Annotated in this window: 23 protein-coding genes and 1 pseudogene; 17 read left to right on the plus strand and 7 right to left on the minus strand. The window is 38.6% G+C overall.

Features of this window, described 5'->3' with window-relative positions:
- The first annotated feature begins 507 nt into the window (after positions 1 to 507).
- The 5 genes from spxA to C9J36_RS02575 all read left to right on the plus strand — a co-directional run bounded on the left by spxA (position 508) and on the right by C9J36_RS02575 (position 7,442).
- Positions 508 to 906, plus strand: a complete 399-nt coding sequence (gene spxA / locus C9J36_RS02550) for a transcriptional regulator SpxA (protein ID WP_066166148.1) — start codon at positions 508 to 510, stop codon at positions 904 to 906.
- A 569-nt stretch (positions 907 to 1,475) separates the two neighbouring features.
- Positions 1,476 to 2,126 carry an adaptor protein MecA gene (gene mecA / locus C9J36_RS02555; RefSeq protein WP_066166151.1) on the plus strand — a complete coding sequence of 217 codons (651 nt, stop codon included), beginning with the start codon at positions 1,476 to 1,478 and terminating at the stop codon, positions 2,124 to 2,126.
- Between the two features lie 178 nt (positions 2,127 to 2,304).
- Positions 2,305 to 3,438, plus strand: a complete 1,134-nt coding sequence (locus tag C9J36_RS02560) for a competence protein CoiA (RefSeq protein ID WP_161956372.1) — start codon at positions 2,305 to 2,307, stop codon at positions 3,436 to 3,438.
- Positions 3,439 to 3,484: 46 nt separating this feature from the next.
- Positions 3,485 to 5,293 carry an oligoendopeptidase F gene (pepF, locus tag C9J36_RS02565; RefSeq protein ID WP_066166157.1) on the plus strand — a complete coding sequence of 603 codons (1,809 nt, stop codon included), beginning with the start codon at positions 3,485 to 3,487 and terminating at the stop codon, positions 5,291 to 5,293.
- A 1,318-nt stretch (positions 5,294 to 6,611) separates the two neighbouring features.
- Complete coding sequence (locus C9J36_RS02575) at positions 6,612 to 7,442, plus strand: EcsC family protein (protein ID WP_107942158.1); 831 nt, start codon at positions 6,612 to 6,614, stop codon at positions 7,440 to 7,442.
- Between the two features lie 60 nt (positions 7,443 to 7,502).
- Here the strand turns inward: C9J36_RS02575 and C9J36_RS02580 are convergent, their stop codons facing one another.
- The 4 genes from C9J36_RS02580 to C9J36_RS02595 all read right to left on the minus strand — a co-directional run bounded on the left by C9J36_RS02580 (position 7,503) and on the right by C9J36_RS02595 (position 10,522).
- On the minus strand, positions 7,503 to 8,309 hold the full coding sequence (locus C9J36_RS02580) for a DsbA family protein (RefSeq protein ID WP_066166162.1): 807 nt from the start codon (positions 8,307 to 8,309) through the stop codon (positions 7,503 to 7,505).
- A complete protein-coding gene (locus C9J36_RS02585; RefSeq protein ID WP_066166165.1) occupies positions 8,306 to 8,704 on the minus strand; it encodes a globin domain-containing protein in 399 nt (132 codons plus the stop codon). The genes C9J36_RS02580 and C9J36_RS02585 overlap by 4 nt, the downstream gene beginning before the upstream one ends.
- A 467-nt stretch (positions 8,705 to 9,171) precedes the next feature.
- Entirely contained in the window at positions 9,172 to 9,870 is a 699-nt protein-coding gene (locus tag C9J36_RS02590) for a lytic transglycosylase domain-containing protein (RefSeq protein WP_066166168.1), read from the minus strand.
- 64 nt (positions 9,871 to 9,934) lie between these two features.
- The gene (locus tag C9J36_RS02595) at positions 9,935 to 10,522 is read right to left on the minus strand and encodes a CYTH domain-containing protein (RefSeq protein WP_107942159.1); all 588 of its coding nucleotides are present in this window, start codon (positions 10,520 to 10,522) and stop codon (positions 9,935 to 9,937) included.
- Positions 10,523 to 10,918: 396 nt separating this feature from the next.
- On the opposite strand from C9J36_RS02595, the gene C9J36_RS02600 reads away from it, so the two are divergent.
- From C9J36_RS02600 to C9J36_RS02625, 6 genes are all read left to right on the plus strand, one after another.
- A complete protein-coding gene (locus C9J36_RS02600; RefSeq protein WP_066166237.1) occupies positions 10,919 to 11,302 on the plus strand; it encodes a UPF0738 family protein in 384 nt (127 codons plus the stop codon).
- Between the two features lie 727 nt (positions 11,303 to 12,029).
- Positions 12,030 to 12,704 carry a GTP diphosphokinase gene (yjbM, locus tag C9J36_RS02605; RefSeq protein ID WP_066166172.1) on the plus strand — a complete coding sequence of 225 codons (675 nt, stop codon included), beginning with the start codon at positions 12,030 to 12,032 and terminating at the stop codon, positions 12,702 to 12,704.
- Positions 12,701 to 13,498, plus strand: a complete 798-nt coding sequence (locus tag C9J36_RS02610; RefSeq protein WP_066166175.1) for an NAD kinase — start codon at positions 12,701 to 12,703, stop codon at positions 13,496 to 13,498. The genes yjbM and C9J36_RS02610 overlap by 4 nt, the downstream gene beginning before the upstream one ends.
- A gap of 11 nt (positions 13,499 to 13,509) precedes the next feature.
- Positions 13,510 to 14,421 carry an RluA family pseudouridine synthase gene (locus tag C9J36_RS02615; RefSeq protein ID WP_066166178.1) on the plus strand — a complete coding sequence of 304 codons (912 nt, stop codon included), beginning with the start codon at positions 13,510 to 13,512 and terminating at the stop codon, positions 14,419 to 14,421.
- 461 nt (positions 14,422 to 14,882) lie between these two features.
- Complete coding sequence (gene mgtE, locus C9J36_RS02620) at positions 14,883 to 16,259, plus strand: magnesium transporter (protein WP_066166181.1); 1,377 nt, start codon at positions 14,883 to 14,885, stop codon at positions 16,257 to 16,259.
- Between the two features lie 48 nt (positions 16,260 to 16,307).
- Positions 16,308 to 16,643: a 4-diphosphocytidyl-2C-methyl-D-erythritol kinase gene (locus C9J36_RS02625; protein ID WP_153061587.1), complete on the plus strand. Its 336-nt coding sequence runs from the start codon at positions 16,308 to 16,310 to the stop codon at positions 16,641 to 16,643.
- An 88-nt stretch (positions 16,644 to 16,731) separates the two neighbouring features.
- Here C9J36_RS02625 and C9J36_RS02630 read toward each other — a convergent pair whose 3' ends face one another.
- A complete protein-coding gene (locus C9J36_RS02630) occupies positions 16,732 to 17,232 on the minus strand; it encodes a CotY/CotZ family spore coat protein (protein WP_066166187.1) in 501 nt (166 codons plus the stop codon).
- A 357-nt stretch (positions 17,233 to 17,589) separates the two neighbouring features.
- On the opposite strand from C9J36_RS02630, the gene C9J36_RS02635 reads away from it, so the two are divergent.
- The 6 genes and pseudogenes from C9J36_RS02635 to C9J36_RS02660 all read left to right on the plus strand — a co-directional run bounded on the left by C9J36_RS02635 (position 17,590) and on the right by C9J36_RS02660 (position 20,268).
- Positions 17,590 to 17,988 carry a YhcN/YlaJ family sporulation lipoprotein gene (locus C9J36_RS02635; protein WP_107942160.1) on the plus strand — a complete coding sequence of 133 codons (399 nt, stop codon included), beginning with the start codon at positions 17,590 to 17,592 and terminating at the stop codon, positions 17,986 to 17,988.
- Positions 17,988 to 18,443 (plus strand): stage V sporulation protein AC, encoded by a 456-nt coding sequence (gene spoVAC / locus C9J36_RS02640; protein ID WP_066166193.1) that lies wholly within the window; start codon positions 17,988 to 17,990, stop codon positions 18,441 to 18,443. The genes C9J36_RS02635 and spoVAC overlap by 1 nt, the downstream gene beginning before the upstream one ends.
- Complete coding sequence (locus C9J36_RS02645) at positions 18,437 to 19,432, plus strand: beta-ketoacyl-[acyl-carrier-protein] synthase family protein (RefSeq protein WP_107942161.1); 996 nt, start codon at positions 18,437 to 18,439, stop codon at positions 19,430 to 19,432. Before spoVAC ends, C9J36_RS02645 begins: the two co-directional genes overlap by 7 nt.
- Positions 19,433 to 19,441: 9 nt before the next feature.
- Entirely contained in the window at positions 19,442 to 19,804 is a 363-nt protein-coding gene (gene spoVAE, locus C9J36_RS02650) for a stage V sporulation protein AE (RefSeq protein WP_066166199.1), read from the plus strand.
- A gap of 122 nt (positions 19,805 to 19,926) precedes the next feature.
- Positions 19,927 to 20,007 (plus strand): annotated as a pseudogene (locus C9J36_RS17680) (YjcZ family sporulation protein); the annotation flags it as partial.
- Positions 20,008 to 20,019: 12 nt separating this feature from the next.
- Positions 20,020 to 20,268 (plus strand): stage VI sporulation protein F, encoded by a 249-nt coding sequence (locus C9J36_RS02660; protein WP_066166205.1) that lies wholly within the window; start codon positions 20,020 to 20,022, stop codon positions 20,266 to 20,268.
- 166 nt (positions 20,269 to 20,434) lie between these two features.
- Here C9J36_RS02660 and C9J36_RS02665 read toward each other — a convergent pair whose 3' ends face one another.
- Positions 20,435 to 20,863: a GNAT family N-acetyltransferase gene (locus C9J36_RS02665; protein WP_066166208.1), complete on the minus strand. Its 429-nt coding sequence runs from the start codon at positions 20,861 to 20,863 to the stop codon at positions 20,435 to 20,437.
- Between the two features lie 4 nt (positions 20,864 to 20,867).
- The gene (locus C9J36_RS02670; protein WP_066166211.1) at positions 20,868 to 21,380 is read right to left on the minus strand and encodes a 2'-5' RNA ligase family protein; all 513 of its coding nucleotides are present in this window, start codon (positions 21,378 to 21,380) and stop codon (positions 20,868 to 20,870) included.
- Between the last annotated feature and the right edge of the window lie 47 nt (positions 21,381 to 21,427).

Here is a 21,427-nt window from a genome sequence, read left to right on the forward strand (position 1 = left end):
ATGCAATACCTTTGTATAAAGTAAATTTAAAAAGGTTAATCTTATTGTAATGCAAGGGAACTTTTTGAAGAATGGGGCGGTCTGAAAAGAAAAGGGTTTTTGGGGCAATGGAAGTATAACTTTTGTCTATTCTTTTACATTTGAAAGAAAATGCTAAAACCTTTTTAATGAAACGTCTAAAAACAGTGCCATAGCTCATCATTAGGGCACCCGCAAGTGAAATTTTTCTCGATTATTTATAACTAATTGAGAAAAATCAGTCAAACGCATGTTTTGTTGTAACACAGTTTGGGTATAAACATACTGTTATAAATAATCATTCATACACTAGTCATAGTTGTTATTAGTTAAATCTTATTATTTTTTAAAATAGAAGGGTTTTTTATTGACATCCTATATTCAAAGTAAGTCAAATAGTGTATAATAACCGTAGCACTTAAATTAAATTAATTCTAAATTAAGAATTCAATAATATAGTTGATTCCAAAATGAAAGGATGTGTTACAAATGAGAGTTACTTTGTTTACATCGCCAAGCTGTACATCTTGCCGTAAAGCAAAGGCTTGGCTTGAAGAACATGATATCCCTTATACAGAGCGTAATATTTTTTCCGAGCCTTTAACAATTAGTGAAATTAAAGAAATTTTACGCATGACGGAAGATGGAACAGATGAGATTATTTCAACTCGCTCGAAGATTTTCCAAAAGTTAAATGTAGATGTAGAAAATTTACCGTTACAAAGATTGTACGAGCTTATTCAAGAATATCCGGGGCTACTACGTCGTCCAATTATTTTAGATGAGAAGCGTTTACAGGTCGGTTATAATGAAGATGAGATTCGACGTTTTTTACCACGTGGTGTTCGTGCATTCCAATTGCAAGAAGCACAAAGAATGGTCGATTAATGATGGGACCTGTAGAGGCAGGAGTTTTCTGTTGAATCAAGATAAAGTGAAACTTCAATCGGTGGTGGTTTTCCTCATCCCCCATTGATTGTTAGTTGAACCAATCGGGCTTTTACGGGCAGTTGAACTCCCACTTATCCTTAAGCCGACTTTCACTTAAGTCTTGAAGTGGGTGTTCTACTGCCCGTTAATGCGGGATAAAAGGTTTTAGCTGTCTGGAAAGTATTATCTTTCTAGGCAGCATCTTTTTTGTTTCACAATTTACTTGGACTTGCCTTGCTATTGAGAAAATAGTACAATGTAATCTCAATATTCTAATAATTTCAGGGCTAATTTTCAGTAATTTTAACGTTTTTGGTGTTTTTCCTTTTCATTTTTTACGGGAACATCATACAATAGAGTTATAGAAAAGTATTGGCCTTTCTATAAGTGAATTATGTCTTTTGTAATTCCTATAAAAAATCTGTGCAATGCTCCACTGTTAAGAGCATGTATGAAAAAGCTTCAAAAGTTGAATGATAATTTTACATGTTCGTTTAGCAAATGACTGTGAAGGGAGTTGAGGTCGAATGGACATCGAACGCATCAATGACAATACATTAAAGCTGTTCATTACGTATAGAGATATTGAGGATCGTGGTTATAGCAGAGAAGAGATTTGGTATAATCGTTCCAAGGGTGAAGAGCTATTTTGGGATGTCATGGCTGAAGTCAATACAGACGATTATTTTGATTTAGAAGGACCGATTTGGATTCATGTTAACGCATCAGAGCAGGGGCTTGAAGTAATTGTTACACGTGCGAACATGAGCAATGATGGGGAGAGCTTAACAAATGGCTTTGATGAAAATCAAGATATCGCAGCACAGTTACGCGAAATGGAAGAAACACTTTTAGAAACGATGGAAAGTGAAGACAATGAAGAAGGCACAAGCATTTTAAATGCTCGCTATAAATTTAAAGATATTGATGAATTAATCCCTGTTGCCAAGCGCCTAATCACATATGGAACGGCATCATCACTATATAAATTGGACAATGAATACTATTTATCGGTCGATTTTTCGGAGATGGCAGATGCTTATGAGCGTCGAAATGCAATCGCTATTTTAAAGGAGCATCTACAGCCAACGAAATTAACAATTCACCGCATTGAAGAATATGGTCAACCAATTATGCCAGAGGATTGTTTCGAAACAGTTATTCAATATTTCGCATAAGAATGGGCGTCCGAAAAGCGTGCTAAAGCACTTCTTTTCGGACGTTTTGTTTATGTTTTATTAAAATATTCACCGTTTAACTTCTTTCAGCAAATTATTTAATCTTTGACTTCCTTAATGGAATATTTGAAAAATCAAATATTTATTTTATAATGGAAGGTGGAAAGGAGGAGAGATTTTGTTAGTTGCTCACAACGAACATGGAGAGCTAATAGTTATTACAGAAGATATATGTTTAAAGCAATTACAGTATTTGCGCCAAACTACCACATTTTATTGTCCACAATGCAAACAGCCTTTACAGTTGAAAATTGGACGAGTTAAAATTCCACATTTTGCCCACAAACGTTTAAATGATTGTGATGCTTCTTTTTCAGAGGGAGAATCCCCCATACATTTATTAGGAAAGCAGCAATTATTTTCTTTTTTTCAGAAACGAGTAGAGCATATAGCGCTTGAAAGCTATTTATCCCCATTACAGCAAAGACCTGATTTATTTCTTATACATCAAAATAGACATTATGCGATTGAATTTCAATGTAGTGTTATTCCATCAGAACAAATCGATGAGCGAACAGCTGGTTATGAAAGGTATGGAATAATTCCACTTTGGATTACAAAAACTCCGAATAAACTTCCCACATTTGGCATAAGAAAAATAATATTAAGTCAATTTTATCAACAATTTTTTAAGCGTTATAAGGGGCAGCTTTATTTACTCACATATGATGCTGTGCACAGCCGCTTTGTCTATTTTAGCAATTTGCAATATATGCAAGGTCGTACATGGCTTGCGCATATACAACCTTTACCGCTAGACAAGCAGTACTTTCCTTTTTTTGTCCCTAATTTATTAACAAAGCAACAGATGCGAGAAATGTTAAATTTATATGAGCAGCATAAAATTAATTTTTTTCGAACGAAGGTCTTCTTTAACCGCAAAGGTTTAAAGGATTTATTTTTACGAGGACTTTATGAGCAACGCCTGCACTTTGAGCAGCTACCAAATTATATTGGCATACCAATAAAAGGGGATGAGGCAATCTCTTTATTTAGTGTTGAATGGCAAAGTCATTTATTTTTCTTTTTGCATAATTATAAATTACAGCTTGCGCAGCTAAATGAACAAAAAATATATGCTTTTTTAAGATGGGCGAGATTGCCGCAATCTGTGAAGGCATTTTTAGTAGTTGAGCAGTATGTTACTTTTTTGCGTTCAATTGGTGTTGAATCGCTTGCTGATAAAGTGGAAGATACGACGTTATTTCAGCATTTATTCAGCGAATTAATTGCATTTTCTGAAAAGAATTGAGAAAATAAAAGGGTATTTCGTAATATAATTTTTGGAGGCATTTATAATGGCAAAACAAGTGTTAACACGTGAAGAAGTTCCTGTAGAATTAACTTGGGATTTGACATCTATTTTCCCAACAGATGAAGCATGGGAGCAAGAGTTTGCAGAAATTCAAGGTTTATTAGAGCAAGCTGAAGATTATAAAGGGAAAGTAGCGACAGGAGCACAGGGGTTATTCGATACGCTGCAATTTAGCGATTTAGTTAGCCAACGCTTCAGCAAGCTATACGTATACAGTCATTTAAAACACGACCAAGATACAGCAAATGGCACATATCAAGCGATGGATAGCCGCGTAAAATCACTTGGTGCAAAATTAAGTGCAGCATTATCATTTATCACGCCAGAAATTTTAGCTTTAGATGAAGCGACAATTGCCGCGTATGTTGCACAGTACGATGAGTTAAAATTATATGAGCAAAGCTTAAAAGAATTGAATTTAGGTCGTCCCCATATTTTATCTGCTGAAAAGGAAGAGCTACTTGCACAATTGTCTGAAGTTTCAAACGCGTCAGGTGAGACGTTCGGTGCATTAAACAATGCAGATATCGAGTTCCCGAAAGTGAAAAATGATGATGGTGAAGAAGTGCCATTAACACATGGCTCTTATATTTCATTTTTAGAGAGCGATAAACGTGAAGTGCGTGAAGGTGCATTTAAGGCAATGTACAGCACATACGGTAAATTCCGCAACACATTTGCGTCGACATTAGCAGGGAATGTAAAAGCGCAAAATGCCAATGCAAAAGTGCGTAATTATCAATCAGCTCGCCATGCAGCAATGAGCAATAATTTTATTCCAGAGAAAGTATACGACCAACTTATTTCAACAATCCATGACCACTTACCGTTGCTTCATCGCTATGTAGCTTTACGTAAAAAGGTGCTTGGTCTAGAAGAGCTGCATATGTATGATTTATTCACACCACTTGTGAAGGAAGCGAAAATGGATATGCCATACGATAAAGCGAAGGAGCTCATGGTGAAAAGCTTTGCACCACTTGGCGAAGAATATCAGGAAATTGTACAAAAAGGTTTAGATAGCCGTTGGGTAGATGTTCTTGAAAATAAAGGAAAGCGCAGTGGTGCTTATTCATCAGGCACATTCGGCACGAATCCCTATGTTTTAATGAACTGGCAAAATAATATGGATAATTTATTTACATTAGCACATGAATTTGGCCATAGCTTACATAGCTATTATTCACGTGCTAACCAACCTTACCCATACGCGAGCTACTCTATTTTCGTAGCGGAGGTTGCTTCAACATGTAATGAAGAATTATTATTTGATTACTTATTAAATACGCTAGAGGACCCACAGCAAAAGATTTATTTATTAAATCACTGGTTAGATGGGTTCCGCGGCACTGTTTTCCGTCAAACAATGTTTGCGGAGTTTGAGCACATTATTCATGAAATGGATCAAAATGGTGAAGCGTTAACAGCAGAGAAGCTAACAGAAATTTACTATAACTTAAACAAGCAATATTTTGGTGATGCGATGGTAGTGGATGAGGAAATCGGTTTAGAGTGGGCGCGTATCCCACACTTCTACTACAACTATTATGTGTATCAATATGCGACAGGTCAAAGTGCTGCAACAGCATTAAGCAAGCAAATTTTAGAGGAAGGTCAACCGGCGGTAGAGCGTTATATTAATAACTTCTTAAAAGCAGGTTGCTCAAACTTCCCAATCGAAGTATTAAAGGCAGCAGGTGTGGATATGGAATCACCAGCTCCAATTGCAGAAGCTTGTAAAGTGTTTGAAGAAAAATTAAACGAGCTTGAAAAATTGCTTTTAGCAAACTAATTTGAAAAGGGATGTTGGGGAAGTGAAAAGCTACCCAACATCCTTTTTTATTTTTGAATCGAGAGAAGTGAAGTAGTTCACGAGCAAAATCGATAAATCATTATTTAGGTCTGTATTATACATAAAATTTCAGAGGTAGTCCCAAGGAAAAATCTGAAAGGTGCATAATTTAAGAGGTGAACTTTTAGAATAAAAAGTAGTAATTTGTGCTCCTGCGGTGGCTGTGCCATCCTCGTCGCAAGGAAATATCTGAAAGGTGCATAATTTAATTTAAGAGGTGAACTTTTAGAATAAAAAGTAGTGATTTATGCTCCTGCGGTGGCTATGCCATCCTCGTCGCAAGGAAATATCTGAAAGGTGCATAATTTAATTTAAGAGGTGAACTTTTAGAATAAAAAGTAGTGATTTATGCTCCTGCGGTGGCTGTGCCATCCTCGTCGCAAGGAAAAATCTGAAAGAGCCATAGCTTAATTTAGGAGGTGAACTTTTAGAATAAAAAGTAGTGATTTGTGCTCCTGCGGTGGCTGCGCCATCCTCGTCGCAAGGAAATATCTGAAAGGTGCATAATTTAATTTAAGAGGTGAACTTTTAGAGTAAAAAGTAGTGATTTGTGCTCCTGCGGTGGCTATGCCATCCTCGTCGTAAGGAAAAATCTGAAAGGTGCATAATTTAATTTAAGAGGTGAACTTTTAGAATAAAAAGTAGTAATTTGTGCTCCTGCGGTGACTATGCCATCCTCGTCGCAAGGAAAAATCTGAAAGCTGCATAATTTAAGAGGTGAACTTTTAGAATAAAAAGTAGTGATTTATGCTCCTGCGGTGGCTGCGCCATCCTCGTCGCAAGGAAAAATCTGAAAGGTGCATAGTTTAATTTAAGAGGTGAACTTTTAGAGTAAAAAGTAGTGATTTGTGCTCCTGCGGTGGCTATGCCATCCTCGTCGCAAGGAAAAATCTGAAAGTCCCTTTCAGATTTTTCCTTGCAACCGCTTACTATATGACGAATTTGTGAAACAAGTTGTAAAGCGTTGCAACGGCTGTTGTTCCGTGATAAAGTAATACATGTGAAATACATCACATAACAAACATACACCCCTTTGTTTGAACGTGAACATTTCTCCCATCCCCTTTTGTGTAAGAGGCGTCCTATTGTCGAGAGTAGGGCGCCTCTTTTGTTTTTGATACCACTCTATATTTAGCTCCCATCTGATTAAGTTATTTTGAATATACGCAATCCTCTAACTGAATGAAACTTTCCTTTGATTTTTACGTATATGAATCTAAGGCTTGTTAATGATTTGAAATCGGAGGAGTGGGAAGAGATGGAGGATCGAGCGCAATTACAACAATATTTACAGGATATAGAGAGATGGGAGAGAGAGCAACAAGGGCTTTGGTTTTGGGAGAAGTTAGGGAGACTCCCATTTGTATTACTTGATAAATTAACACCTTCATTTATACAAAAAAAGATTGCTTTATTAATGGATGAGCTGGCGAGTTATATTCAGTCTGGTGGTAAATATTTAATTAATGAAGAGGCAATGGTTGCGAAGATTAGACATTATTCATCGCATTGGACTATTCAGGATGTTCGGGATATTGGGCAAATTCCGTTGCAAGATATGATTGCATTGAGTGAGCAGTTGCAAAAAGAGCGCGTGAAATTAGCTACTTTGCAAGGGGCTTCTACAGGTATTGGCGGCATTTTTACGTTAGCCATTGATATTCCGTTTATTTTAGGTGTTGCGCTGAAAACATTGCAGGAAATCGCTATTATTCATGGTTATCATCCACATGATAAAATGGAGCGGATATTTATAATAAAATGCTTGCAGTTTGCTAGTGCTGATATTGTTGGTAAAGAGGCAATTTTAAAGGATATTTCCTCCATGCATAATATGCAGCATGTGTCTGAAGATATGATAGCTCAATTGCAAGGGTGGCAAGAGGTTTTCCATACTTATCGTGACCATTTTGGGTGGAAAAAGCTATTTCAGATGATTCCGATTGTCGGGATTATTTTTGGTGCATATGCTAATAAAGGGATGATGCAGGATATTGCAGAAGTAGGAAATATGCTGTATAGAAAACGTAGAATTTATGAAAAGCTAAAGGAAGTAACAAATAAGGCTGACGGGGAAGGGGCTGTCTGAGAAAAGGTTATTCCTATCTCATCAGCGTCATTTCCTGTCAGCCAATATGGGTTAGATATTTCATTTTTGACGCCATAATGCAATGTCGTCTTTCATTAATCGTTCGATTTTTTGTTGTAGCATACGTTTCTTTAATTCTCGTTCTGCAACCGATTCTGCAATTTGATAAATTGCAGCAACTTCGGCTGTTGTAAGTGTTTGAAAACGAATGAATAATTCATCTAATGAAGGAAGAGGCTGACGTACAAGCTGTTCTTGAATCATTTCCTGTAAAATATGCTCGTATACCTCGTAGTTATATAAACCACTTACCTTTAATCCCTCATCCTCAACATTTTCATTGAAAAAGACGATACTTGGAACTTCATCAACTTCCATTTCACGCGTAATGTATAAATCACATTGGAATGCGTGAGCTGCTTCCTTTGAGCCAAAATCAACAGTAAATTCATTCATATCTAATTGCACTTCAAATGCAATTTCTGTAAGTGCTGCATGTGACAAAACATTTTTGGATTGTAATGCAGCGTGCTCCTGTAATTTTGACAAATAGCGCGAGCCAGCTCGCTTGCCTTGCAACTCAGCTGCTTTAATTGCAATTGAAGGTAATGCAGGGTGCGTAATATCTAGTTCATCGCCTGATAAACAACCTTTAATGCGATTGCTTAAGCAGTTCAATGACGTTAATTCAGTGCTTAATACATAACGCCAAGAAAAATAATGCTCGTACTCTAATTGAAGCTTACGCAGCATTGATTGCATAGCGAAGGAGTTTGAACACAGCGGGTCGATGAAAATATACAGTTCTACTGGTTTATTCGTCGGTAAGGAGGCAGTAGGCTGTGATATCATCTGAATATTATTCACTCCATTTCCTCCTCTTCGTTTGGTGAATTGACCATATGATGAGCAGTCAGCACAAGACGTTGATAATAAGTGTCACGGAATTTTCCGTCCAAGCCTACTTCATCCATTGCCTCTGCCATGCATTCAAGCCAAGCTTGTGCTCTATCTGGCGTAATTTTAAAAGGGATATGTCTAGCTCGCATCATTGGATGACCATGTTCTTCGGTGTATAGGCTAGGTCCACCTAAGTACTGTGTTTGAAATTGAATTTGCTTACGAATTGTGTCCGTTAAATCTTCAGGAAAAATAGGGATAAGCTTAGGATGTTTTGCTACGCGAGCATAAAAAGCATGAATTAGTTCAGCCAGTTTTTCAGCACCAAGTTCCTCGTAAGGAATCGTATACTTTCGATTCATAGGTGATACTCCTTTATACTTGCAATTACATTTTCTATAATCAATTACACCTTGGCATAATTGCGCCAAGATTTTTTCGAGCTGTTTGATGGAAGTGAACCTGAAAACGTCACGTCCTGTGACAATGGTTAACTGACCTGTATCACGCAGGCCTCTCTTCAAATTCCGTGACATCCGTCGTAGCTTAGGCCAACACGATGTTGGTCACTCAGTCGTTGCCGCAGGATGCGGTGTTCTTAGACTGAGTTCCCCTTTATCAGCGGGTGTTTGAGCCTCCGCCGAAATGAGTCTAATGCTTGCATTCATCTAGTCACAGTAAACACGTGCTCCTGCGGTTACTCGTCGCAAAAAAATTGTTGAAAGAAGTTAAAGTGTTTTTTTATTATTACATTATACTCATAATAACAACGTCTATCTGTTTTCTCAAACAAAGCGCTCTTTAACAATTTTAGGGAAAAGAAAAAGCGTTACGTATTATAATAATTTAAAACCTTTTGAACATAGTTTTGTGTTTCTTTAAATGGCGGAATGCCATTATATTTTTTCACACTGCCAGGTCCCGCATTGTAGGCGGCTAACGCTGTTTCAAGGTTTTGTCCGAATTGATTGAGCATTTGACGTAAATATTTCGCACCACCCATTATATTTTGCTCGTTGTCAGTAGGGTTTTGTACACCTAAATATTTTGCTGTACTTGGCATTAATTGCATTAAGCCGACAGCCCCTGCTGTACTAATTACCTCAGGGTTAAAATTGGATTCTTGCTTCATCACTGCGGCAATTAGTTTTTCAGGTAAGTCATATGTTGCTGCAGCTTTGGCAATGCTATCTCTGTAATGGTTTGCCCCTGCTAACACATTGTTGAAAGCCTCTTGTCCCGTGTAATCTTTAATGTATTGCTCAATTGGCGAGCTAGTCATAGCCCCCTCGTATAAAAAGGCATCTAAATATTTTGTTTGAGATACTGACCCATTACTTGTTTGCATTAGTGTATGCTCAGTTCCTAAAATTTCTGTCAATCCAGTAATAGAATTTGTTTGCTGTGATTGTAAAATATCACCTAGCAATTCATTAAATAAGGCATTGTTGGAATCACTTAGTGTAGTGTTACCAACCGATTGCATTGCTTGTATTTCCATTAATGTTTTCATTGCTCGAATATCCATCGTTATGCTCCTTCTTTCCTTCTTCGCATTTACGCCCTCTGTCGGCCTACTTAAATTTCGTAATCTAGTTGTTTTTATCCGCCAATGCCGCTGCGAAACGGGCAATTTTTTTATCTGCATGTGCAATTGGAATATTATAGTTTGTTAAAAATTGTTGGAAAACAGTACGTCCAACGGTTTCATCTTGTGCTTCATATTCTACCTCATAATCCTCGCGCTGCAAATAAAAAGAATGATCTAGTACGAGCAATCCTTCTTTGTAGGGAATTTCTACACGCTCTGTTGCGAGTGTGCCGAACAATATAAGCTGTTCAAAGGCAATACCGCGTTCCTGTAATCTCGCAATAACAGTAGGCGCTGTGAATGTGCTGCCCTGTAAAATTCGGCTCGCTTCTTCCTCTGTTAAAATATCTGTTGTTTCGATATATGTATGCTCAGTAGCTTTTTCTTTTAATGTACATTCAATTTTATTCGGTAATATGCGAATTCGCAATCCGCTGTCAATCGCCTTTAATTGAAAATCCGCTGTGTCGAAATAATGATTTTCCTGGCGCACAGCTTCTCCCTCTTGAATGTCGAATATCGTCAGTAGTTCGTCGTATTTTGTTTTCGACAGCATATTTTTAAATTCGATTTCAATTTCATGATTCATTATAATTCTCCTTTTTTCGTCATTTTTTAGGAAGATTAAGAAGTAATTATTTGCAAATTTAATATAAGTATAAAGTTAATCATATCTGCAAATTATGGAAGTATTGAGTGTTTTTTAATCTCTACTAACGGGTAATTTACTAGCCGATTGGAATGGAAGAAGCGCTCCTTCAAAGAGAAAAGTGTGGGGCAAACGTAGTAACACGAAAGAAATTAATTGTAATCCACACCCGGCGCATAGCGCTAACTATAATGGAAATCGTCGATTTAATAAATAATAATTGGTTCATTACCGCACTTAAAAGTTCATCATATTGTTTAATAAAAACCACACTGCATCCCCCTTCATCGTATGGTAAAATAGGGAGAGAATGAATGGAAGGGAAGTACGAAAAAAGTGCGTAAAGTATATACAATTCAAAAATTCGAACAAATACATAATGATTTTTATTTTAGTTTACACGATAGTGAGCAGGACATTCAAATTCAACCGACAGGGCAAGTGATTGTCGATTCAGATAATATGGCATTTATTTATATTGTAGAGGATGAGGGGACGTATAGTTATTTAAGCTTCCCTCAAACGACGTGGCCAGCGTTAGTGCAAATTGTCGAAAAGAAGCGCGATCCATTTTTAACGCCTGACTTAGCACTCTCTAATTTTGCAGAGGAGCTTGAGTATTTATTATGGAATATTCAAGATAATGAAAATTACGGTAAGGCATTTGTTGAGGCTGTGGAGGCACAATTTACAAGTATTTATTTAGAATCAACAGATTAATTTTGTGATTAGTTTCTTTTAGCAACAGGTGTGTTGATTATGTAAATAATGTATATTAATTAGCGTATTTTATAGGGGAAATGCTTTTTTCATAGGCATACGCTCGTTGATTGGAGTGGAGGGGGCGACTCCATCGGGACAAAAGTGTAGGGAGGCTAAGGTCGCCACGTCCTGTGGCAACGCCTCCATGACCAACACCCGAGTTGGCCCCGAGCTGAAAATCCATTTATTTCGGCGAATGCCGAAATAAATTAGTTGAAGCCGCACCCCGAGGAAAGCGTCCCCCGCAACGGAAATCAACGAATTTTTAGGTTTTCTTTGTAAAATAAAGGATAATCAACACGCCTGTTTTAGCAATGTTTACTGCGATAAGAAATCGCAGAAGTACACTATTTTGTATCGAAAGTAAGATGACAGATACAGAAATGGTTTATGGTGGGACGCATGCTGAAATCATAGGAACTCAGTTTAAAAACATCGCCTTCTGCGATAACGACTAAGTGACCAACATTAAGTTGGCCTAAAGTCTCCGACGAATGTCGGGGATTCAGTGAAGGGTTCTTAAAAGGAAGTCAGCCGAAACCAGATTAAAGTTAGCCAAGGCGTAATGAATTAATTACTCATAATCAATAAATTCGATTGCATATATTACGATTTGTGTGGTAAATGAAAACACGTAATGTATGGCTGAAATAGGCATGCTATTTCATATGAGGAGGTTGTTGTGATGGGCCAATGGGATGTTTTTTTAAGCCCTTATAAGCAAGCGGTAGAGGAGCTAAAAATAAAATTTAAAGGTATGCGCTCGCAGTTCAATATTATCGGCGCAAACTCGCCAATTGAATTTGTCACAGGGCGCGTAAAGCCTTTAGCAAGTATTTACGATAAATCATTAGAAAAAGGAATTGCATTTGAACCTTCTCAGCAATTAGCAACAGAGTTACAAGATATTGCAGGGCTAAGAATTATGTGCCAATTTGTCGATGATATCGCGACAGTAACTGAGCTGATTCGGCAACGAGTCGATTTGAATGTAGTGGAGGAAAAGGATTATATTACACATAGTAAACCGAGTGGCTACCGCTCACATCATATGATTGTCGAATATCCTGTTGAAACGATACATGGCAAAAAGGTTGTTTTAGCTGAAATTCAAATTCGAACATTGGCAATGAATTTTTGGGCGTCCATCGAGCACTCATTAAACTATAAATATAAGGGGGCTTTTCCAGAAGAAATTCAAAATCGCTTGCAAAGTGCTGCAGAAGCAGCATTTCGTCTCGATGAGGAAATGTCACAAATTCGCAATGAAATACAGGAGGCACAGGTATACTTCAGTGAAGTAAAGGAAGCGCCGAGTGTTAAGCTGCATGCTGAAAAAGATAAGGGGGTAAGTTCATGACATCATTTGCAATTCAATCACGTCGCGATGCACAGTCTAATGAGTTAATGGAGCTGGCGACATCGTATTTGCAAGATTTTGGGCTGGAGCTCAATGAAGAGGAGCCTGATATTGTTCTTTCTATTGGAGGAGACGGGACACTTTTACATGCTTTTCATCGCTATAAACATCGCTTAGACAAGGTTGCATTTGTCGGGATTCATACAGGGCATTTAGGCTTTTATGCAGATTGGAAGCCATCTGAATTGGAGAAGCTTGTATTGTCCATGGCGAAAAAGGATTTTAATGTTGTTGAATACCCATTGTTGAAAGTACATGTTCACCGTCATCAGTCAGAAACAAGCCATTATTTAGCTTTGAATGAGGCGACAATAAAATCACCTGATGTGACGCTTGTAATGGATGTTGAGTTAAATGGTACTCAGTTTGAGCGCTTCCGTGGAGATGGTCTATGTGTTTCGACACCATCTGGCAGTACGGCTTACAATAAGGCGTTAGGTGGGGCTATTATTCATCCGACATTACCAGCTTTTCAGCTAACAGAAATGGCATCAATTAATAATCGGGTGTTTCGTACGGTCGGCTCATCACTTGTGTTCCCAGCACATCACACATGCGTATTAAAGCCAGTCAATAACCAACGCTTTAATATTACGGTTGATCATATTCAATTGTCAGAAGAGGATGTTAAATCAATTGCCTTTAATGTTGCTGAGGAGCGCGTGCGTTTTGCAAGATTTCGTCCTTTCCCATTTTGGGAACGCGTGCATGATTCCTTCATTTCAAATGAGTAGCTGAGGATTATATGGAAAATAGATTTGTATTACAGTTTGAAGCGCAAGAGGAGATGCTATTGCGTGAAGCGATTGCTTTATGGGGAATTTCGAAACGAGCATTAACGGCGATTAAGTTTGATGGCGGTGATATTCTTGTTAATGGCGTTCGGCGCAATGTACGTCATGTAGTGGTGGTAGGAGATATTATTACGATTGTGTTCCCATTAGAAGAAGCGAGTGAGGGACTTGTGCCACAGCACGGCAAATTAAACATTGTTTATGAGGACGAGGCAGTGCTCGTTATTGATAAACCAGCCTATATGAGTACAATTCCCTCAAGGGAGCATCCAGAAAGTAGTGTAGCGAATTTTGTTCTCGGTTATTTACAGGAGCAAGGTCTTGCTTCAACTGTACATATCGTAACACGGCTTGATCGAGATACGTCGGGCTTGTTATGTATTGCAAAGCATCGACATATCCATCATTTAATGAGCGCATCACAGCAACAAGGGGATGTGATACGGCACTATGAGGCGATTGTTTACGGGCAAACGAAAAGCCAATCCATTATTGCACCAATCGGACGTAAAGAGACGAGCATTATTGAACGAGAAGTGCGTAAGGATGGACAGTTTGCACATACAGATGTTGAAGTGTTAGAATACGGTAGACTAAACGATTGCATCATATCACATGTTCGTTTAACATTGCACACAGGGCGTACACACCAAATACGTGTGCATATGGCTCATATAGGTCATCCGCTTGTTGGTGATGAGCTGTACGGTGGTGATAAGCGAGTATTAGATCGCCAAGCATTGCACTGTGTATCATTGACATTTTTGCATCCGTTAACGAAGAAGCTGTTATCTTTTAGCAGTGAGTTACCTGAGGAATTGCGGAATTTATCTAGATTCAGTAAAAAACTCCCACCTTTATAGCAATGAGACAATATTTTAATTCAGTGGATGTACAAACTACTTGCTAACAAAGAGGAACTTAGTCAAAGGATATCGCCAACTGCGAGATGCAGATTAGTTAATCGTTGGGACGTGTCGTGACGGTTTTAGGTTGACTTCCATGAGTTTGCTCAAAAAAGTCTGGACTAGAGTTAATCGAGGTGTAATTGATTAAAGAAAAACTAGCGTCTATCGGCTATTAGGGCAAGGATTTACTATGATACTAATTGTGAAAAATCCACGTAGATTCCAACGGTCTAACCGTATATCGAGGTGGATTTTTATCGTTTTATTTAGACTGGATGTAGTTGCTGTAGTAACTACCTATAGTAGTTGTAAAAAGACCCTACTATAATTGTAAAATTTCTATGTTATTTTTGAAATATTGATTTACGAACTTGTTATATTGCTTGTATGATGAACTTTGAGAGGAGGGGACAAGGATGGTAGAACAAAAACGCGAAAATAACGAAGTGCGCTATAATGAAGAATTTTTACAAATGCTTTTAATTGAACAAGAAATTGATGCTTTTCGTGAGCATTTTTTAGCACTTCACCCGTATGATCAAGCCCAATTTTATAAAAAGGTGGGACCAGACATACGTCAAACTATCTATTTATACTTGTCTCCCGAAGAAATGGCATTGATTTTTGAAGTAATCGAGCTAGAAGATGACGAGTACGAGCGATTTTTAGGTGAGATGGACCCTGCATATGGTGCATCGATGCTATCGCATATGTACACCGATGATGCGGTAGACGTATTAAATGAGCTGGACAATGAGCAGCGTGAGAGCTTTTTAGAAATGATGGATAGCGAAACAGCTGAAGAAATTAATGAACTATTAAGCTATGCTGAATATACTGCCGGGGCGATTATGACGACCGAGTATGTAACGATTCTAGAAAATTCAACTGTCCGTTCAGCAATGGCAGTGTTGCGCAATGAAGCGCCAAACGCAGAAACGATTTACTATATTTTCGTAGTGAATGACCAGCATCAATTGGCTGGTGTCATGTCGTTACGTGATTTGATTATCGCGGATGAGGATACGCTTATTCATAATATTATGAGCGAGCGCGTCGTGTCGGTAAAAGTAGGCGATGACCAAGAGGACGTTGCGCAAATTATGCGTGACTATAATTTCTTAGCAATTCCTGTTATAGATGATAATAATGAATTACAAGGAATTATTACAGTCGATGATATTATCGATGTTATTGATGAAGAGGCTTCTGATGACTACTCTAAGCTAGCTGGTATTTCAGATGCGGACGATATTGATGCAGGTCCATTTAAAGCGGCGGTGACACGTTTACCATGGTTAATCGTGTTATTATTTTTAGGAATGTTTACAGCAAATTTAATGGGGCAGTTTGAGGCGACATTAGAGAAGGTAGCATTACTCGCTGTCTTTATTCCGCTGATTTCAGGGACGTCTGGTAATAGTGGCACGCAGGCATTAGCGGTTGCGGTACGTGGTATTGCGACAGGCGAGGTGAATGAGCAAAGTAAGTTAAAGCTGCTCATGAAGGAGTGCTTAACAGGTCTATTAACAGGCTTAGTTTGCGGTCTAACTGTTGTGGCGATTATTTTCTTTTGGAAGCATCAAATTATGATTGGCTTATTAGTTGGCGCAGCTATTTGCTGTTCCATTTTAGTAGCCACAGTAGCGGGATCATTTATCCCCTTACTAATGCATAAGTTAGGCATTGACCCAGCTGTTGCCTCAGGGCCATTCATTACAACATTGAATGATGTAACGAGTATTTTAATTTATTTAGGCTTAGCGACGACGTTTATTAATCAAATTTTGTAACAAAAAATATTTACTATGCATATCGTATGAAAAAAAGGTGGGCGATTGTTGATGAAATATCAACCACTGCTTTTCATCAAAACACCGTCTTATGCGGTTGAACTAACAGCGGCTAAACAGCAAGAACCAGAGTTAGAGGAGAGCACCTCAATTTATGAAAAGCCACTGCCAAATAATATTGTTAATTCACTGATTGCACATCAACTGCGCTTTTTCGCACGACCAGTTGCAAAAAATCGCATGTTGCTTGTCGTGCTTAAAAATGGCGAGCGTCTTATCGGTACGATAGAGCATTTGAATGGGATAGATGTTGTTATGAAAGTATTTGAGCAAAAAATTATTGTCAATGCGAATGATATTGCGACAATACACGCAACGAGATAGAAAAAGGCATGAAATCAAATTTGGTTTCATGCCTTTTTTTGTAAGTAAATTGTTTGGGTGCCAGGCACGCAAACAATTTACACACAATTTAGTTACAAATTCCTAGGTTTACATCGGCAACACATTGTACAGCACAGAAGCAGTTTAAGTCGACTGTAATACAGCTATCTGTCACTGCGTAGTTTGTTACATCACAAATAGCGCGCAATGACACGGCAGTGCCGTCGCTATTTAATAAATCAACTGTATCTCCACCACGATCTAAAGGCATTAATACTCGTAATGTCGCACAGCAATCATCGAATACATCTTCTACACGGAAGAAGACAGATGCGCAATCCATGCAGTCTTCAGCACTAAATGTTGCAACAAATGGCGTTCCGAATTTTGTTAAAAGCATAAATACCCTTGTATCCACTGAAGATCTACCAGGGCTAACGATGCCGCCTAAAGGCTCTAAAAAGCAATTTGTTGTACAACGAGAGCATTCTTCACGAACTGATTGATTTTGAATATCTAAAATCGCACGAACTACTTCACAAACGCAACCATTACTCGAGCTTGGGCCAATATTTTTACCACAACCCATACTCTTTCACCTCCTAATTTAAGTTCTCTCTACAATATGAGTAATTTGCCAAGGGAACAGGGCGTTCGCATAGAAATGATTGCCTAGATTTTGAATAAAGCAAAAAAAATATGCCCATACTAGATAAAGTGAAACCACAATTCTTGGGAGAAGCACTACTTCCTAAGAATTGTTCGCTTTCCCAATCGGGATTTTACGGGCAGATAATTACTTAGCTAGCTATCTCGTTAATAAAAGTCTACAGGCGGGAGTTTTGTACCTGTCACTTCACTTTTGGAACAAAATAAGATTACTGCCCGTTAATGCGGGACAAATGAATTCATAAGTCTATCTACAATTTGAAAAGGGAGGCATGTAATGGTAAGGCGATTTTTAAGCGTTGGAATATGTGTGTTCTTACTATCTGCCTGTGGCGCAAAGGAACAGATTGTCGCATATGATGAGCAGGACGAAAAAACAATAGAGATTAAGCAAGAAATTGAGAAAATGAATAATATCCACAAAGCGAAAATCGTTGTTGCTGGTCAGGATATCCTTGTGGCAATTGAAGTAAAACCATGGCAATCATTTAAAGAGCAAAAAATCGCACGCGAATTGCAAAAAAAATTAGAAGAAAAATGGTCACACTATGATGTACTTGTTTCTTCAGATTTTAAGTTGCTATGGGAAACAGATAAATTGATGTCAGAGGAAGACGAACAAAAGGTCAATGAAAAAATAGAGCATTTAAAAAAATTAGCGAAGGAGGAGACGTGATGAAAGAATCTCAATATGAAACGATTGAACAGCAGATGACACCGACCCCACCATATGCAATGAATATATTAAAGGCATTTTTCGTCGGTGGTATTATTTGTGTGATTGGACAAGCTATTTCCTTCTTTTATATGATTTTTTTTGATTTTACCGAAAAAACGGTAGGCAATCCAACTGTTGCGACAATGATATTACTAGCGATGATTTTTACAGGCTTAGGACTGTACACAAGACTAGGGCAGTTTGCAGGTGCAGGTAGTGCTGTTCCCGTTACAGGCTTTGGCAATGCCGTTGTATCTGCAGCGATTGAGCATCGAACAGAGGGTTATGTGCTAGGTGTAGGGAGCAATATGTTCAAGCTAGCTGGCTCTGTTATCGTTTTCGGAACGGTGTCTGCCTTCGCTGTAGCTTTAGTGAAAACGGTACTGGTTATGCTGGGGGTTGTCTCATGGTAATTTTGTTTCAGACGAAGCCAGCATTATTAGCGGGCGCTGCGGCAGTAGGCCCGTTAGAGGAAAAAAGCGTCTTTCGCTCTTATTTTGATATGATAGCCGATGATGAACGCTTTCAAGAAAAAACGAATGAACAAGGACAGAAGCGCCTAATTATGAACACCTGTCAGCTTGTTATGGACAAGGCAAAGATAAAAAATTTAGATGTCGATTATTTTTTAAGTGGTGATTTAGTCAATCAAATGACACCAACTAACTTTGCAGCGCGAGAATTAGCAGTATCTTTTATCGGGATGTTTTCAGCTTGTTCGACATCCGTTTCGTCCGTTATTATTGCTGGTTTATTAACGGAATTAGGGGCGTCGAAGCTTGCAATTGCTGGTGCTTCTAGCCAACATAATGCAACCGAGCGTCAATTTCGTTACCCAGTTAATTACGGTGCGCAGAAGCCTGCAACTGCACAGTGGACAGTAACCGCAGCAGGCTATGCGTTGGTCGGTCCGCATCAACCAGACTACCCCTATATGGTAGCAGCAACAGTAGGAAAGGTGATTGATTATCACGAAACAGATCCATTTCATATGGGGGGAGCAATGGCTCCTGCCGCTTACGACACAATTAAAAGACATTTACAGCATAGAAAACAGAAAATAAGCGATTATGATATGGTGATGACAGGGGATTTAGGGAAAATTGGGCTAAAGCTAGTAAAAGCGATGTTAGCTGAGGATGGTATTAAAAATGACGAGCTACAGCTAATTCGTGATGCTGGCGCAGAGTTTTATGGAGACGACCAGGCATTTCAAGCTGGAGCAAGTGGGGCAGGGTGTTCAGCCGCTGTTTATTATAGCTATGTATTAAGTCAATTTATGACAGGACGCTTTAAACGAGTCTTACTTGTAGCAACAGGTGCTCTACTATCTCCGCTGTCCTATCAGCAAGGAGAAACGATTCCATGTACAGCACATGCGATTGAAATTGCGATGAACTGAGGGAGAGCAATGTATACTTTTATATTTGCATTTTTAGTTGGTGGCGCTATTTGTGTGATTGGTCAGCTATTAATGGATGTGGCCAAGCTAACGCCGGCGCATACATTATCCATATTAGTTGTAGCGGGCGCCATTCTAGATGGATTTGGTTTATATGAGCCACTTATTGATTTTGCTGGTGCTGGTGCAACGATTCCAATTACTTCATTTGGCAATTCGTTAACACATGGTGCGCTTGCAGAGGCCGAGAAGCACGGCTTAGTTGGAGTCGTGACAGGGATGTTTGAAGTGACGAGCTCAGGTATTAGCGCAGCGATTATTTTCGGGTTTATCGCGGCACTTATTTTTCATTCAAAAGGAAAAGTGAATTAGGGCATTTACCCCTCCTATGACAGTTGGCTTAGCATAAACTACACTGTAGAAAGGAGGGGTTATTCATGTCTGGATACGGATGGAATCAATGTGGCAATGTACAGCCAGGCTATTGTGGAGGCGGCAGCGGCTATGGTTCAACATTTGTGTTAATCGTTGTATTATTTATTCTACTAATTATTGTTGGTACTGCATTTTATTAAGGAGGGCGAGTAATGGACAAAAGTTTTTTTAAACAGTTCGAGCGTAAAACGGGTGTTGAAATGGATGAAGTGTTCGCATTAGCTCGCGCCATACAATATGCAGACTTTACAAGTGAAAAACAAGTAAGGAAAATTGTACAAAAAGTAAGCAAAGTAGCAAAGCGGAAAGTATCACCACAGCTAGAAGAGCAAATTGTGCAGTCCATTATAAAGGATGGCAAATCACTAGATTTGAGTAAAATCGAGCGAATGATGCGTTAGACTGCTATCTAAAAAAGAAGGCGTCCAAAAACCGTGCAGTTGCTGGTATTTTGGACGCTTTAATTGGTGTTTAGATAAATGTTTGCTTATTGCTCCTAAGCAAAAACATCATAAAAAAGCGTCAGAACAGCCGGCAACTGCACGGCTGTTCTGACGCCCCCCTTTGTTAAATCGATTTCTCCATCGCGCGATGCGGAATACCTGCATCTAAAAACTCAGGAGAGGTTACTGTGTACTGTAATTTCTCATAAAACGGAATTGCATAGCTTTGTGCATTCAGTTTCAACTTTTTCCAATTTTTCTCTTTAGCTACTTGCTCGATATGCTCCATTAATAAAGCGCCTAGTCGTTTTCCGCGATATTCGTTTAATACGCAAACACGCTCCACTTTCCCCACTAATGGCTCGTATTCTCTTAGACGAGCCGCAGCGATTGTTCGTTCGCCCTCCGTCACGATAAAATGATAGGATGTTTTATCATATTCATCTAATTCAAGGTGGATAGGTACCCCTTGTTCTTCAACGAACACTTTTTTGCGGATATCAAACGCACGCTGTAATTGTTCTTCAGATATTGCAGAATGTACTTCAAACATTCGGTTACTCAGCTCCATTTAAACTAAATGATTCGACGATTTCCCATTTACCGTCCTGTTCTTTTAGTAGATGAATTTGCTGAATTTCTTCTTGTACATCAACACCAGACATGCGCAATTGACCTAAAATATCATCGTGTTCAGATGCTGTTAGTTTTTGTGCAATAGTAATATGTGGCACAAAAACATGCTTTTGCTCACCGAAAGCAATTTTCTCCTGAATTGCATTTTGAATATTTGTTAATTGCTCTGTAGGTTCGATGCGGAAATAAATCGCATTCGTAGTAGGGAAAAACGAGCTAATGCGTGATGCGTGAATTTTCAATGGGGCAAAATTTGACGCAATTTCCGTTAATTTTGCAACGATGTCTTGTACTGCACTCTCATCAGCCTCAAACGCATCCTTTAATGTCATATGCGGAGCGATTTGTGCATAATGTGGGTCATAACGTTTACGATAATTATTCGCTAAATCTTGTAAGTTTTTAGAAGGAAAAGCAACAATACCATATTTCAAATTCATAACCTCCTGGAATAATTCGATTTTTTTCTCTTAATAAGTAT

Source organism: Metasolibacillus fluoroglycofenilyticus (genome assembly GCF_003049645.1).
Lineage (GTDB): Bacteria > Bacillota > Bacilli > Bacillales_A > Planococcaceae > Metasolibacillus > Metasolibacillus fluoroglycofenilyticus.

What these genes read in the sequence shown, in the direction of transcription:
- spxA (WP_066166148.1), top strand. Translation starts at nt 508, where the DNA reads ATGAGAGTTACTTTGTTTACATCGCCAAGCTGTACATCTTGCCGTAAA.
- mecA (WP_066166151.1), top strand. Translation starts at nt 1,476, where the DNA reads ATGGACATCGAACGCATCAATGACAATACATTAAAGCTGTTCATTACG.
- pepF (WP_066166157.1), top strand. Translation starts at nt 3,485, where the DNA reads ATGGCAAAACAAGTGTTAACACGTGAAGAAGTTCCTGTAGAATTAACT.
- C9J36_RS02575 (WP_107942158.1), top strand. Translation starts at nt 6,612, where the DNA reads ATGGAGGATCGAGCGCAATTACAACAATATTTACAGGATATAGAGAGA.
- C9J36_RS02585 (WP_066166165.1), bottom strand. Translation starts at nt 8,704, where the DNA reads ATGAATCGAAAGTATACGATTCCTTACGAGGAACTTGGTGCTGAAAAA.
- C9J36_RS02590 (WP_066166168.1), bottom strand. Translation starts at nt 9,870, where the DNA reads ATGGATATTCGAGCAATGAAAACATTAATGGAAATACAAGCAATGCAA.
- C9J36_RS02595 (WP_107942159.1), bottom strand. Translation starts at nt 10,522, where the DNA reads ATGAATCATGAAATTGAAATCGAATTTAAAAATATGCTGTCGAAAACA.
- yjbM (WP_066166172.1), top strand. Translation starts at nt 12,030, where the DNA reads ATGGGCCAATGGGATGTTTTTTTAAGCCCTTATAAGCAAGCGGTAGAG.
- C9J36_RS02610 (WP_066166175.1), top strand. Translation starts at nt 12,701, where the DNA reads ATGACATCATTTGCAATTCAATCACGTCGCGATGCACAGTCTAATGAG.
- C9J36_RS02615 (WP_066166178.1), top strand. Translation starts at nt 13,510, where the DNA reads ATGGAAAATAGATTTGTATTACAGTTTGAAGCGCAAGAGGAGATGCTA.
- mgtE (WP_066166181.1), top strand. Translation starts at nt 14,883, where the DNA reads ATGGTAGAACAAAAACGCGAAAATAACGAAGTGCGCTATAATGAAGAA.
- C9J36_RS02630 (WP_066166187.1), bottom strand. Translation starts at nt 17,232, where the DNA reads ATGGGTTGTGGTAAAAATATTGGCCCAAGCTCGAGTAATGGTTGCGTT.
- C9J36_RS02635 (WP_107942160.1), top strand. Translation starts at nt 17,590, where the DNA reads ATGGTAAGGCGATTTTTAAGCGTTGGAATATGTGTGTTCTTACTATCT.
- spoVAC (WP_066166193.1), top strand. Translation starts at nt 17,988, where the DNA reads ATGAAAGAATCTCAATATGAAACGATTGAACAGCAGATGACACCGACC.
- C9J36_RS02645 (WP_107942161.1), top strand. Translation starts at nt 18,437, where the DNA reads ATGGTAATTTTGTTTCAGACGAAGCCAGCATTATTAGCGGGCGCTGCG.
- spoVAE (WP_066166199.1), top strand. Translation starts at nt 19,442, where the DNA reads ATGTATACTTTTATATTTGCATTTTTAGTTGGTGGCGCTATTTGTGTG.
- C9J36_RS02660 (WP_066166205.1), top strand. Translation starts at nt 20,020, where the DNA reads ATGGACAAAAGTTTTTTTAAACAGTTCGAGCGTAAAACGGGTGTTGAA.
- C9J36_RS02665 (WP_066166208.1), bottom strand. Translation starts at nt 20,863, where the DNA reads ATGTTTGAAGTACATTCTGCAATATCTGAAGAACAATTACAGCGTGCG.